The 12,361-nt window shown below is 58.6% G+C and carries 13 protein-coding genes; 5 read left to right on the forward strand and 8 right to left on the reverse strand.

The window, feature by feature from the left end:
- Positions 1 to 20: 20 nt before the first annotated feature.
- A complete protein-coding gene (locus DTW90_RS10945; protein ID WP_149338186.1) occupies positions 21 to 392 on the reverse strand; it encodes a hypothetical protein in 372 nt (123 codons plus the stop codon).
- A complete protein-coding gene (locus DTW90_RS37075) occupies positions 389 to 553 on the reverse strand; it encodes a hypothetical protein (protein WP_188079915.1) in 165 nt (54 codons plus the stop codon). The genes DTW90_RS10945 and DTW90_RS37075 overlap by 4 nt, the downstream gene beginning before the upstream one ends.
- 72 nt (positions 554 to 625) lie before the next feature.
- Between DTW90_RS37075 and DTW90_RS10950 the strand changes: the two genes are divergently transcribed.
- Entirely contained in the window at positions 626 to 1,228 is a 603-nt protein-coding gene (locus DTW90_RS10950) for a superoxide dismutase (RefSeq protein WP_132517684.1), read from the forward strand.
- Between the two features lie 97 nt (positions 1,229 to 1,325).
- On the forward strand, positions 1,326 to 2,168 hold the full coding sequence (locus tag DTW90_RS10955; RefSeq protein ID WP_149338188.1) for a metallophosphoesterase: 843 nt from the start codon (positions 1,326 to 1,328) through the stop codon (positions 2,166 to 2,168).
- A gap of 20 nt (positions 2,169 to 2,188) precedes the next feature.
- On the opposite strand, the gene DTW90_RS10960 is transcribed toward DTW90_RS10955, so the two are convergent.
- From DTW90_RS10960 to DTW90_RS10975, 4 genes are all read right to left on the reverse strand, one after another.
- Positions 2,189 to 3,259: an AraC family transcriptional regulator gene (locus tag DTW90_RS10960; RefSeq protein WP_149338190.1), complete on the reverse strand. Its 1,071-nt coding sequence runs from the start codon at positions 3,257 to 3,259 to the stop codon at positions 2,189 to 2,191.
- A gap of 243 nt (positions 3,260 to 3,502) precedes the next feature.
- Positions 3,503 to 3,844: a hypothetical protein gene (locus DTW90_RS10965; protein ID WP_245512577.1), complete on the reverse strand. Its 342-nt coding sequence runs from the start codon at positions 3,842 to 3,844 to the stop codon at positions 3,503 to 3,505.
- Positions 3,845 to 3,898: 54 nt separating this feature from the next.
- Positions 3,899 to 6,340 carry an arylsulfatase gene (locus DTW90_RS10970; RefSeq protein WP_149338192.1) on the reverse strand — a complete coding sequence of 814 codons (2,442 nt, stop codon included), beginning with the start codon at positions 6,338 to 6,340 and terminating at the stop codon, positions 3,899 to 3,901.
- Between the two features lie 149 nt (positions 6,341 to 6,489).
- Positions 6,490 to 7,188, reverse strand: a complete 699-nt coding sequence (locus tag DTW90_RS10975) for a YafY family protein (RefSeq protein WP_149338194.1) — start codon at positions 7,186 to 7,188, stop codon at positions 6,490 to 6,492.
- Between the two features lie 126 nt (positions 7,189 to 7,314).
- Here DTW90_RS10975 and DTW90_RS10980 point away from each other — a divergent pair, with 126 nt between their 5' ends.
- From DTW90_RS10980 to DTW90_RS10990, 3 genes are all read left to right on the forward strand, one after another.
- The gene (locus tag DTW90_RS10980) at positions 7,315 to 7,950 is read left to right on the forward strand and encodes a LysE family translocator (RefSeq protein ID WP_149338196.1); all 636 of its coding nucleotides are present in this window, start codon (positions 7,315 to 7,317) and stop codon (positions 7,948 to 7,950) included.
- 253 nt (positions 7,951 to 8,203) lie between these two features.
- Positions 8,204 to 8,647, forward strand: a complete 444-nt coding sequence (locus tag DTW90_RS10985) for a cytochrome c (protein WP_149338197.1) — start codon at positions 8,204 to 8,206, stop codon at positions 8,645 to 8,647.
- 104 nt (positions 8,648 to 8,751) lie between these two features.
- Entirely contained in the window at positions 8,752 to 9,666 is a 915-nt protein-coding gene (locus DTW90_RS10990) for a cytochrome c (protein WP_149338199.1), read from the forward strand.
- Between the two features lie 273 nt (positions 9,667 to 9,939).
- Here DTW90_RS10990 and DTW90_RS10995 read toward each other — a convergent pair whose 3' ends face one another.
- Both DTW90_RS10995 and DTW90_RS11000 read right to left on the reverse strand, forming a co-directional pair.
- Positions 9,940 to 11,253: a rhomboid family intramembrane serine protease gene (locus DTW90_RS10995; RefSeq protein ID WP_188079916.1), complete on the reverse strand. Its 1,314-nt coding sequence runs from the start codon at positions 11,251 to 11,253 to the stop codon at positions 9,940 to 9,942.
- Between the two features lie 433 nt (positions 11,254 to 11,686).
- The gene (locus DTW90_RS11000) at positions 11,687 to 12,085 is read right to left on the reverse strand and encodes a DUF805 domain-containing protein (RefSeq protein WP_149338203.1); all 399 of its coding nucleotides are present in this window, start codon (positions 12,083 to 12,085) and stop codon (positions 11,687 to 11,689) included.
- Positions 12,086 to 12,361 lie beyond the last annotated feature (276 nt).

The raw sequence follows: 12,361 nt of genomic DNA on the forward strand, positions 1-12,361 counted from the left end.
CGGTCTCCTGTTGCGGGCAATCAGGGCGTCTTGCCGGGTTTCGCGTTGCCGGCCTTCGCCTTGCCCGGAAGCTGCACCTTCATCTTGTCGGCGCCGATCTCGCTGCCGATTTCAGCGGTCTTCGCCTGCTTGTCGTAGACGCAAAGGAAACTCGCCGGCGTCTTACCGCCCTTGGGAATGCCAGTCAGAAGCGCAAGGCCATAATGTTCGCTGCCGGTCGGGTCGACGACGATGCGCGGGTGCGGCAGTTGGTCGACGACTGCCGCCTTGCATTTCGCCTCGACATCGGCGGAAAACTGCTTCCAGGCCTCGTCCGAAGAGGCAAGCGCGCTGCCCGCCAGGAATGCTGTTGCCGTAAAGGCTGCAATGGTCGCGGCTGTCTTGCCCGTCATGTTTTCGAAACTCCGATCTCCGGCGCCGGTTTACTTGTTGGGAACAACAAACCGGTGCGTGAATTGAGGATTTGGACGTCGTCGGTGCCAGATAGTCCTTCGGAAAATAAAGGCAAATTTTCCGTGGGCGTACCGATTTTTGGCAGTTCGAGTGTTGCCACGTTCACACTCCGCTCCTATGTTCCCGCTCACCTGCCAAAGGACGCAATCTATTGCCAAGAGGAGATATGACCATGGCTTTCGAATTGCCTGAACTTCCATACGATTACGAAGCACTTACGCCCTTCATGTCGAAGGAAACCCTCGAGTTTCACCACGACAAGCACCACAAGGCCTATGTCGACAACGGCAACAAGCTCGCTGCAGAAGCAGGGATGGCCGACCTTCCGCTGGAAGAAGTCGTCAAGAAGTCCTTCGGCACCAATGCCGGCCTGTTCAACAATGCTGCCCAGCACTACAACCACATCCATTTCTGGAAGTGGATGAAGAAGGGCGGCGGCGGCAACAAGCTGCCGGGCAAGCTCGAAGCAGCCTTCACCTCCGACCTCGGCGGCTATGACAAGTTCAAGGCCGATTTCGCCGCTGCCGGCGCAACGCAGTTCGGCTCCGGCTGGGCCTGGGTTTCCGTCAAGAACGGCAAGCTCGAAATCTCCAAGACCCCGAACGGCGAAAACCCGCTCGTTCACGGCGCGACCCCGATCCTCGGCGTCGACGTATGGGAACACTCCTACTACATCGACTACCGCAACGCCCGTCCGAAGTACCTCGAAGCCTTCGTCGACAGCCTGATCAACTGGGACTACGTCCTGGAGCGCTACGAAGCCGCTACCAAGTAATCGGCAAACCTGCCGTCAATTATCGCACCCGGCGCCTCCATACGCCGGGTGTTTTGTTTGATATGGTATTGGCACGCCACCCGACCCGAAGAAGCCTATGTCCTTTACAGAACCTCTCTTCCGCTTCGGCGTCATCGCCGACCCGCAATATGCGCCCATCGAGCCAAATCTTGCGCTGAACCGCTATCCCGCAAACAGCCTGGGCAAGCTTCAGGAAGCGATCGCCGAATTCAATCGCCACGATCTGGCCTTCGTCCTCACCCTTGGCGATATCATCGACGGCATCTGGGAGAGCTTCGACGCAGTGTTCCCCGTCTACGAGACCTTGCGTCACCAGCGCCATTTCCTGCTCGGCAATCACGATTTCGCGGTCGCGCCCGAGCGGCTCTCGTCCGTCGTGTCACGGGTCGGCATGCCGGCCGCATATTATGATTTTGCGAAGGATGGCTATCGCTTCATCGCGCTCGACGGCAACGATGTCAGCATGCACGCTTGGCCGGAGGGCTATCCGAACAGGCAGGAGGCCAAGCAATGGATGAAGGCGCTGGACGCTGCAGGCGCGAGCAATGGCAAGCGCTGGAACGGTGCGATCGGCAGCGCGCAATTCCTCTGGCTGCGCGAGACGCTGGAGAGGGCCAAGGCTGCTGGAGACAAGGTCTTCATCCTGAACCACTATCCCGTCTTCCCCGTCAACGACCACAATGCCTTCGACAGCGAACAGATTCTCGACCTTCTTGCCGGCTACGACAACGTCATCGCCTATTTCAGCGGCCACAATCACCATGGCAATTTCGGCGCTAGGGACGGCACCTATTTCGTCAATTTCAAAGGCATGGTCGATACGCCTGACCTGAACGCTTACGCCATCGTCTCCGTCTATTCCGACAGGCTCGAGATTGAGGGTTTCGGTCGGGAAGGGGATCGGACACTGCCGCTGTAGGTCAGCGGCGGGGGCATCAATCAGGAGGCGGCCTTGCGCTCCAGCCGCGCCACATTGCTCGGCGGCTGACGGTGCATCTGCCGCCAGGCCGTCGGGCTCTGGCCGGTCACCCGCAGGAATTCCCGGTTGAAATTCGATTTGGTCTGAAAGCCGGCATCGAAGACGATGCGCGTGACGGGATCGTCCGTGCTTTCCAGTAGCAGGCAGGCAGCCTTCACCCTGAAATTATTGACATATTGCGAAACGCTCATGCCATGGATGCGGTTGATGGCATTGGAGACTTGCCGGGCAGGCAGGTGAAGTCGCCGGGCGACCTTGGCAAGATTCAGGTCGACATTCCGATAGAGTTCGCGGCTCTGCATGAGGCTGTCGACATTGGCCGCGATCCGTGAATCTTCGTCCGTTGCGATCGGCGCGGCCTCGGCCGGTTCATCCGCAGTCTCCGACGGGTCGGAGGCGGTATTGGCGCTGGTGACCGATGCCGCGGCACCGAGGACGAGCAGGGATATCATATTGACAGCGGCGATGATCAACGCTGAATACCGGCCGCCAGTCGATGCGAAATCATAGCTGATGACGACATCCGTCACCGCCGACCCGAGGATTGCAAAGGCGGTGACCTGTAGCGAGCGGTAAGAACGCACGGCGCCGTCGAGTCGCGAAGCGACGAGACTGTCAGGACCGAGGCGCGCCATCCAGACGAGAGCCGCTCCATAGCCAAGGAAGACGAGCGTGATCACGGGCCCGACCGGATCGGGCCAGATTATGAAAAGAAGCGCAACGAGGCAGGCCGGCAGAAACTGGGCCGAGATCAGCAGCCGCGAATAGCCGCTTCCTTCAGCGGCGAGGCTGCGGAAGCTCAGCCAGGCGAGCGGCGGGATGACGGTCGCAAGCACCGCCTGCACAGGCATGATCGCCCTGGTGTCATAACCCCAGCGGATGCCGATCAGCACCGATTGCAGCGCATACGCCCCGATCAGCAGCAGGAAGAACCGGCTTTCGCGCAGCTGTCCCTCGGCGCGCCGGATCATCTGCACGAGGATGGTGATCAGGAACAGCGATACGACGAAGGGCAGGGGGATAGAGATCATGATGACGCATCTTCGATAGTGGAGTGGGCGGCAATCGCAGGTGATTTTGCCCCATATCGTGTTTGCGGTCGACCGCGATCGCAATCGAGGTCGCGCCGACGGGCGATTTCATCAGGCTTCCTGCGGATCGGGCATTGGCCCGGAGCAGATAAGGGTCCTCCATCTCCATCATCCCTTGCGCGGCCCTCGCCTGCGGAGGTTCGCTGGAGTTTTCTCGCTGAATGCCGGCCGGATGCCCGCGAATTATGTTTTGGTCCAGATTCGAAAAAGCAAGATCGAAAGGACAGCATGGATCGCCACCGCCGGCCACAAAAGCATGCCTGCGAGCCCACCAATCGAACCGACGTAGCCCAGATACAGTGCCACAGCGGCGCTGTATGCCGACATGCCCAGAAGAGGTGAGTTCAGCAAGCAGCCGACGCCAAGGGCACATAGCGCAATCCCGGCCACCCGAGCCGGTGCGATGGCAACACCAACGAGCGGCTCCCCGAGCAGTACTTGCCCCACCCAGGACGGCGCGATCAACAAGGCAACACCTGTAACGATTTCGCCGACAGCGGCGAAATCAAGCACCCTGATCATCATTGTGCGTTGCCTCTCGTCGCTTACGCCTGCCATTTCTGCTAATTGATCAGGCCATCAGGGCACTGCAATCGTCCCCGGTTTCAGTTCGAAGGTCAGCTTGTCGATCTTGCCGGTAAATCTGAACGGCGGATCATAACGATACTCGATAAGCGCCACCCCCGTTCTCGTGTCGAGACCGATGTCGAAGGTCTCGTCCTCCGGGAAGGTAACGGGGATACCGTGCTCTATGGAGTTCTTGGCCACTTCCGTGCCGTCCACCGACAGCACTCCCGTGCCGCCCTTGCCCAGTTCCGGCCCGTCGGACTTGAAGTCGAAGACAATCTTATGTCTGCCGGATTCCAGTTCCGGCCCCTCCCATGTGGTGCGTTTGAGGTCCAGGAGGTTATAGAGAAACACCACCTTGCCTCTTCCGACACCGAAATCGCCTTTGCTGAGAAAGAGGCCATAGCCGCCGAAGCGTCCTCCTTCGGTGACGATCATGCCTTCCGCACCGCCCTCGGGAATATCGACGTCGGCGGTGATGGTGTAGGACTTGTTCATGATGCTGGGCGCGGCACTCGCCGGCACGCCGCTCAGCTCTCCGGAATAAGTAAACTCCGTTCGCCCGGCCGTGAGGTTCGGGCGCGGCGTGTTCCAACGGGCAAGCGTCGAGTTGTCGAGCGGCAGAACATTGTACTTCTTCGCCTCGGAATAGAAGAGGTCTTGCAACTCCTTCAGCTTGTCGGGCATCTGGGTCGCGAGGTCGGTTGCCTGGGTCGGGTCCTCACCGACGTTGTAGAGCTCCCAATGGTAGCCGGTGATCACGTCAGGTGGCGTCGCGGTGCTCAGCTCCCATGGCAGTGTTGCAGGCGTCGTCGCAGCCACCCAGCCGTCGTGGTAGATGGCGCGGTTGCCGAGCATCTCGAAATACTGCGTTTCATGCCGGGTTGGCGCGGTCTCGTTGGCTTTGTTCCAGGTGTAGACCATGCTCACGCCCTCGATCGGGCTCTGCTGGATGCCATTGATCGTATCTGGCGCTGGGATGCCTGCAGCCTCGAGGATGGTTGGGACGATGTCGATGACATGGTGGAACTGGCGGCGAATGCCGCCCTGGTCTGTGATGCGACCCGGCCACGACATGACGACGCCCTGCGCGGTGCCGCCGAAATGCGAGGGCACCTGCTTTACCCACTTGAATGGCGTGTCCATGGCCCAGGCCCAGGCGGCGGCGTAGTGTGGGAAGGTTCGCTCCGACCCCCAGAACGGATACCAGAGAAACTGATCCTTGACCGGCACCGGAATGCCGTTGAAGGTCGTGAACTCGTTCGGAGTGCCGTTGACCATGCCCTCGGCGCTGGCGCCGTTGTCGCCGCCGATGTAGATGATCAGCGTATTGTCGCGTTCGCCGAGGTCTTCCACCGCCTGGATGACGCGCCCGATTTCGTGATCGGCATAGGCGAGATAGGCTCCATAGACATCCGCCTGCCGGGTGAAAAGCTTCTTCTCCTCCAGGTTCAGGGAATTCCATTGCGGCAGCCCTTCCGGCCAAGCCGTCAGCTTGGCGTTCTCAGGCATGATGCCGAGCCGTTTCTGGTTGGCGAATATCGTTTCACGCACCTTGTTCCAGCCGTCGTCGAACAGGTGCATGTCGCTGATCTTCTTGATCCATTCCGTTGTCGGATGGTGTGGCGCGTGTGTCGCACCCGGTACATAGTAGACAAACCAAGGTTTGCCGGGAGCAAGCTCCTTGAGCTGCTTGATGTATCCGATCGCCTCGTCCGCCATGGCGGTCTCTAGATTCCAGGCCGGCTTGCCCTCGAAGGGATAGATCGGCGTCGTGTTGCGGAAGAGGTTCGGCTGCCACTGGCTGGCGTCGCCGCCGACGAAACCGTAGAAATAATCGAAGCCCATACCGGTCGGCCACTGGTTGAAAGGCCCCGCCTGGCTGGATTGATAGGAGGGCGTGTTGTGGTTCTTGCCGAACCACGACGTGGCATAACCATTTTCTTTCAGGATGGTGCCGATTGTGCCCTTTTCGACCGGAATAATTGAATCGTAGCCGGGAAAGCCGGTCGCGATCTCACCCACCACCCCGAAGCCGACCGAGTGATGGTTGCGTCCGGTGATCAAGGCTGCCCGTGTCGGTGAACAGAGCGAAGTCGAGTGGAAATTGGTGAACCGAAGACCTTCCTTTGCGATGCGATCCATCGCCGGAGTAGGAATGACGCCGCCAAAGGTGCTAGGTGCGCCAAAACCCTGGTCATCCGTCATGATCAGCAGGACGTTGGGCGCGCCTTTTGGCGGCACGACGCGCGGTGGCCACCATTGGCGCGATTGATCTGCCCGCTGGTTGATCACGCCGCCAAAGCTCGCATCAGGCGGCGGAAGTTGTTTTCCGGTGATCGTGGTGGTCGCCCCAGGCTCGCCAAGCGTACCCGTCACCTGTTGAGGCCAGGCTGACGTACAGCCAATCGCGAAGAACGCCGCACCAACAAGCATGCTCCGGCCAATGGTCATGGCGGACCCCTCCTGCTGCAGATGAACCAATGCGATTACATAAGAAAGATCTAAAATATACCACTTGTTCGTCGCGAGAAAAACTACATTTCCCACTCAGTGAAATGGGAGGTCCGCTTCGGACCGGAAGACGATTATGCGGAAATGTTCTACCCCGCCTGTCGCCCCGCATTGATCTCCCATCCGCTGACCCAGAGCGCCCGCAACCGCTCGCCGTCACCCTTGAAGAACTGCCCGGTGGCCTCGCAGACCTCGATCCGGTCGCTGCGGAAATTGCGGATCGCCTCGCGCAACTCGCACCAGGCGACGACATTGGCGGTCTGGGAATAATAGATCAGTGCGATCGGTCGGATGACGCGTTGAGTCTCCCGGCCGAGTTCGTCGCGATAGGCAATATCGAGCTTCTGCTCGTCGCGGATGGCACGCCGCACGGAGGCAAGATCCGCGGTGGGCGAGGGCGCTATCGAACCCCAGGCATAGAGCGCCTTCGCATCCATTGCCTGCCGCAATGGCGGCGGTACAGCGCCGGCGATCTTCTGGCCGATGCGCGCGGCCGCCTGCTTCAGCTCGCCGTCGCCGGTTCGCTCAAGCAGCGCCAGCGACAGCACGATCGCCTCCATCTCCTCGATCGAGAACATCAGCGGCGGCAGGTCGAAGCCAGGCCTAAGGATATAGCCGATGCCCCGGCCGCCCTCGATCGGCACGCGCATGGCCTGCAGCGCGACGATATCGCGATAGACCGACCGCACCGTCACTTCCAGCTGTTCGGCGATGATAGCTGCGGTGACGGGCCTCTTCGCCAGACGCAGGATCTGGATGATCTCGAACAGCCGCGACGCCTTGCGCATGTGAGCCCCCACTTCCACGCTACTGACAATACCCTGTCAGTTGGGCTGGTTTATAGGAGCGCTTATCGAATTGAAAATCAATGGCATCCCTAATGGATCGGCCGTTTTTGATGATGGGCAACTGACATGGCTTACAGCGAAAACCTCTGGCTCTATTTTATTCTTCTCTTCGGCATCATCATCGTGCCGGGCATGGACATGCTCTTCGTATTGGCAAGTTCGCTGACCGGCGGCCGCAGCGCCGGCATGGCGGCAACGGCGGGCATCATGGCGGGTGGGGCGGTGCATGCGCTCTACGGCGCGCTCGGCATCGGCCTGCTTGCAAGCTTCCTTCCCTGGCTCTTCAATCCATTGCTTGTTGTCGGCGCGCTCTATATGGCCTGGATCGGAATCAGCCTGATCCGCAGTTCGATCACCGTCGACGGCGGCGGACCGGATGGCAGCCGCACTTCATGGCGTGCGTTCCGCCGCGGCGCGATAACCTGCCTCATGAACCCGAAAGCCTATCTCTTCATGCTTGCGGTCTATCCGCAATTCCTGAAGCCCGCCTATGGCCCGATCTGGGTCCAGGGGCTGATCATGGGGCTGATGACGGTCTGCACGCAGTTTGCCATCTATGGCGCGCTGGCTGTCACCGCCGGGCGAAGCCGCTCCTTTCTGATCTCCAATCCGAAGGCGACTGTCATTGTCGGTCGAGCAGCCGGCCTGTTGCTGGTCCTCGTATCGCTCTTTGGCCTCTGGCATGGCTGGCGAGCGGTCTGACCCCAAGGAAATCAACGGGATGGACTGGCTGCGGTGAATCGGATCGTGAGCCTCTTCAAGCGGCGTTTGAAGAGCGCGAAGATTTCTTCGCTGGAGCCCATCAAGGGCCCGGCAGGCTTTGTTGAAGGAAATATGATACTGATTTTATTGCGTTCTCACCATTTTGTGACTTCATTGCCGCCATGAAGTTCGTCCAATATGCTCCCGCGAATAGGCGCCAGCCGCATCCGCGGCGATTTACAGGAGTGGGATTATGAATTGGAAGGCGATTGTGGCCGCAACGGTGTTTGCCGGTGTGGCCTTTGGTTCCGTCGTTGCGGCGGATGGCACGCATGATTCCCGTATTGCAATGATGAAGAAGATCGGCGGAGCTGCAGGCACTTTGGGTGCCGTTGCCAAGGGCACCAAGCCCTACGACGCCGATGCCGTAAAGGCTGCCTTGACGACGATCGCCGAGACGGCCAAGGCTTTCCCCGACCAGTTCGGCCCCAACAGCGACAAGACCGATCCCGAAGTCAATCCGAAGCTCTGGGACAATATCGACGACTTCAAGGCCAAGGCTGCCAAGCTTTCGACCGATGCCGAAACGGCGCTGGCCACCCTTCCTGCCGATCAGGCTGGCGTGGGCGAGGCCCTGAAGACGCTCGGTGCTGATTGCGGCGCCTGTCATCAGGCCTATCGCATCACCAAGAACTAAGCGGTAGGTCCTTCCCAGTCTTGAATTGCGGAAACCGCGTCGGCCTTGCCGCCGATGCGGTTTCTACTATCTGACGCTTCTGGCGCATCGGGGATGATGAGAGCATGGTCGCAAGATTTGTGAGATGGCTGCTCTGTCTGGTCGGCATTGCCATCATCGGCTTTGCCGCTTTTTATTTCATCACGGCGCCGTCGCCGCTGCCGGAAAGCCATTGGGCAAATCTCGGAGCGCCCGACGTCAAGAATGGTGAGATGGTCTTCTGGGCCGGCGGCTGCACCAGCTGTCATGCGGCGGCGGGTGCGCAGGGAGATGCCAAGCTGGTCCTGTCGGGCGGTCTGGCGCTGAAGAGCCCTTTCGGCACGTTCCACGTCCCCAATATCTCGCCGGATGAACAGGCCGGCATCGGCGGCTGGACGCTGGCCGATTTCGGCAATGCCATGAAGCGCGGCGTCGGAAAGCACGGCGAGCATCTCTATCCCGCCTTTCCCTACGGCTCGTATGCCCGCATGAGCGACAAGGACATCAACGACCTCTTCGGCTTCCTGAAGACCCTGCCGAAAAGCAGCAATGTCGCGCCGCCACACGAGCTGCCCTTTCCCTTCAATATCCGCCTGGCATTGGGCGGCTGGAAATTCCTCTATTTCAACGATGCGCCCCGCGTGACCCTCGCCAATGCCGACGACAAGCTGAAGCGCGGCCAATATCTGGTCGAAGGCCCCGGCCATTGCGGCGAGTGCCATACGCCCCGCGACGCGCTCGGCGGCTTCCTGAAGGACAAGTGGCTGGCCGGCGCGCCGAATCCGGAAGGCAAGGGCACCATTCCCGATATCACCCCGGGTTCGAAAGCGATCGGCAACTGGAGCGAGGCCGATATCGCCAACTATCTGGAAACGGGCTTCACCCCGGACTTCGATTCCGCCGGCGGGCAGATGGCAGAGGTACAGCAGAATATCGCGAAACTGCCGAAGTCAGACATCGAGGCGATTGCCGCCTATCTCAAGGCCGTGCCGTCGCGTTGAGCGGATTGTGGCGTTTGGGCTGCAATGCGGCAGTCAAAGGGGCACTCTGCGCCCGCGGAACGTCATTCAAACGGGGTCCCATTCGGCCATGGCGATCATGATCTAAGCCACACCCCTTAACCAAGAATGGCACCGGTTGGGGGTGAGTGGTGAGAGTAATCCATTTGGGGTTCAAACCGGCGGCGCTGCCACAAGGCGAGACCGACTAGAACTCCGACGGAAACTGCCGCGACAAAAACAAACACATGTCGAACAAAATCGGGTTGATCTGTATCAACCAGCTCCTAGCGTTTTGAGTTCACCCACTGCGCCTTCGTATTCCATATATGTCTTGGGGCACATGGCCCGGGCTCTCTGCAGAAGCGGAACTGCGTCGGTTATATCCTGGCTGAGAAGCCTACCCTCGCCTAAATAGAAAAACGCCTCACATCGTTGGTTGTCATCGCCGGCTTTCGCAAACATCTCGTTGCTACCGATCCTATGCAGATAAAATTGGAAAACCGGGTATGGCCATTGCCGGGCGTCCTGTCTAAATGCCGCCGCGGAGAGTTCGTCGATCGCATTTGCATCACGCTCCCTGGCCTGGGCGATAAACTTCCACAGTCTGTAGTATGGTTCGGTCTCTCCGCCCTGCTTGGCGTGCGCCTCAAAGATTTTAGCCGCTCTCTTGAAATCACCAGCAAAATACCTCTGGAAGCCGTCGCCCATGTTTGCATCCCAGTTCTCGGCGACCGGAACAACGGCGTATAGACAGACTGCAACATAAAGGCCAACCAGCGCAATCGCAGCAGCAGGGTAACGCGGATGGGGCTTGTCTTGCGGCCAAATCAAAAGGACGAGACAGGCGAGTAGTGCTCCAGCTACAGCACCTCCGTAGTGGCCTGCATACTCAACGGGAAATTCCGGAAGATGTTGATCGAGGAATGGAAGCAATGACGGGGCGATCAACACTACCGTTACCAATTGCAGCGCTCGAACTGCCGGATGCCGCGGATAGTGGAACATCAGGATTAAAACGGCAGCAAAAACACCAACGACTCCTCCCGATGCGCCTACCGTGACCGAGGCCTCCGCACCGAACAAAAGCCCTCCAATGGAGCCGCCAACGCAGCTGAAAAAGAAGATTGCAGCGAACCAGGCACGTCCGATATTTCGTTCGAAAAGATTCCCGCCGATCCACAAGACAGTTGCATTCAAAACAAAATGAATGACGCTCCCATGCAGCATCGGCGCGGTGAACATACGCCACCATTCGCCAGAGTTAACAACGGCCGAACTGTTCCGCCCCCCCAATGCAAGCAGCGTTCTAACAGTAAGCGTGGAGCGATCGTTCTCGGTCTGCCCGAGGGCAAGCTCCATCACAAAGACAAGGCCCATCGCGGTGATAAGAGCGTAGGTCAGCCATTGCGCACCTGTTTCGAATTTGAAGTCGGGACCTTGAGCACCGCGCTGTTGATGCACTGGCCCTGCTTCGTCTGCATGGGAGCCTGTATCGACGCGCTGCCCGGGTTCGAATTCGCTGGCACCATTCTGAGAGCTTTCAACTGGCAGTGCGTTAGCCCCTGTGAAATGCGGTACCGTGGACATGGATGTCTCGTCGCCGTGATGGTCTGCGGGCGGTGCTGCTATTGCCGCTCCTTTCGCGCTTTCGATATTTCCTAGGGTATTCCCTCTATCGAATGGTGCAGACCTAGTCATCGCGCGGAATGGATCCTGAGGAGAGGTTATTGATCATCGGTCAGCAATGTCGACCAGGGTGCGAATAGTGGAGACGCGATAGAAATTCGCGGCCTGAGTCCGATCGCACTTGCATGACTGTCTGTGTCCGATAGCGGAAACCAGACCCAGGGCCGTCATTTCCGATCGAAACCCCTTGTAGCTGCCGAAGGAGCCAAAGACGAAAGACATCAGATTGCTTTGCTGCACTTGAGAGCTGCGGCAGGAGAAGGAAAATCGCGCGTACATCGGCACAACAGTGACGCAATGGCTATCTATGGTCGGTTTGCCAAGACTAGGGATTTCAATAGACCGCTGCCTCCGACGGAGAGACCCCAGAAGCATTGTCATCGTTTGGCGGACCAAAGCGGTTTGGGCCGGGCATCGACTTTGTGCACAGAAAGACAATCATTGTGATCGCGCCGATAAGCGGTATCAAAATGATAAAATACCACCAGCCACTTCTATTGGTGTCGTGCAGACGCCGCACCGCGACAGCGATGGACGGTATGAAATGTACCAAAGAGACTACTGAAGATAGTATATTAACCCGCGTTTGGCCGCCCCCCAAAAGAGCAAAATCGACGACTATGGCCGCTACGCCGATGGTAAAGTACATCAGTATGAAAAGCCAATATTCTGTGCGAGTTGCGCGACCGGTAAAAGTCGCATATTTCTTCATTGCGGCAATATAAGAGTTCATTTCATCCCCTCGCGTTATTTTATTTACCCAGTATGATCGCGCACGTTTTTAGAACTAGAGCCGTATTAAATCTTTCCGACGCGTAAAAGACAGACGTGACGTCACCACCGCTTGGCATCAAGTACCACCCGAGCGCCCCGAAGAGTAATTACATCGACTTTAGCTGACGAAGGCTATTACCCTACCATTACGCGAATAAAACATAGCTCAATGAGCGAGTCCACACAATCGATTGGTGCAAGCGATCTATTGCGTCTTCTTCGTCGTTATGAAATT

The organism is Neorhizobium sp. P12A, from assembly GCF_008365395.1.
Lineage (GTDB): Bacteria > Pseudomonadota > Alphaproteobacteria > Rhizobiales > Rhizobiaceae > Rhizobium.

Excerpts from the sequence above, each read along its gene's own strand:
- DTW90_RS10945 (WP_149338186.1), bottom strand. The coding sequence starts at position 392 with ATGACGGGCAAGACAGCCGCGACCATTGCAGCCTTTACGGCAACAGCA.
- DTW90_RS10950 (WP_132517684.1), top strand. The coding sequence starts at position 626 with ATGGCTTTCGAATTGCCTGAACTTCCATACGATTACGAAGCACTTACG.
- DTW90_RS10955 (WP_149338188.1), top strand. The coding sequence starts at position 1,326 with ATGTCCTTTACAGAACCTCTCTTCCGCTTCGGCGTCATCGCCGACCCG.
- DTW90_RS10960 (WP_149338190.1), bottom strand. The coding sequence starts at position 3,259 with ATGATCTCTATCCCCCTGCCCTTCGTCGTATCGCTGTTCCTGATCACC.
- DTW90_RS10965 (WP_245512577.1), bottom strand. The coding sequence starts at position 3,844 with ATGATGATCAGGGTGCTTGATTTCGCCGCTGTCGGCGAAATCGTTACA.
- DTW90_RS10970 (WP_149338192.1), bottom strand. The coding sequence starts at position 6,340 with ATGACCATTGGCCGGAGCATGCTTGTTGGTGCGGCGTTCTTCGCGATT.
- DTW90_RS10975 (WP_149338194.1), bottom strand. The coding sequence starts at position 7,188 with ATGCGCAAGGCGTCGCGGCTGTTCGAGATCATCCAGATCCTGCGTCTG.
- DTW90_RS10980 (WP_149338196.1), top strand. The coding sequence starts at position 7,315 with ATGGCTTACAGCGAAAACCTCTGGCTCTATTTTATTCTTCTCTTCGGC.
- DTW90_RS10985 (WP_149338197.1), top strand. The coding sequence starts at position 8,204 with ATGAATTGGAAGGCGATTGTGGCCGCAACGGTGTTTGCCGGTGTGGCC.
- DTW90_RS10990 (WP_149338199.1), top strand. The coding sequence starts at position 8,752 with ATGGTCGCAAGATTTGTGAGATGGCTGCTCTGTCTGGTCGGCATTGCC.
- DTW90_RS10995 (WP_188079916.1), bottom strand. The coding sequence starts at position 11,253 with ATGTCCACGGTACCGCATTTCACAGGGGCTAACGCACTGCCAGTTGAA.
- DTW90_RS11000 (WP_149338203.1), bottom strand. The coding sequence starts at position 12,085 with ATGAACTCTTATATTGCCGCAATGAAGAAATATGCGACTTTTACCGGT.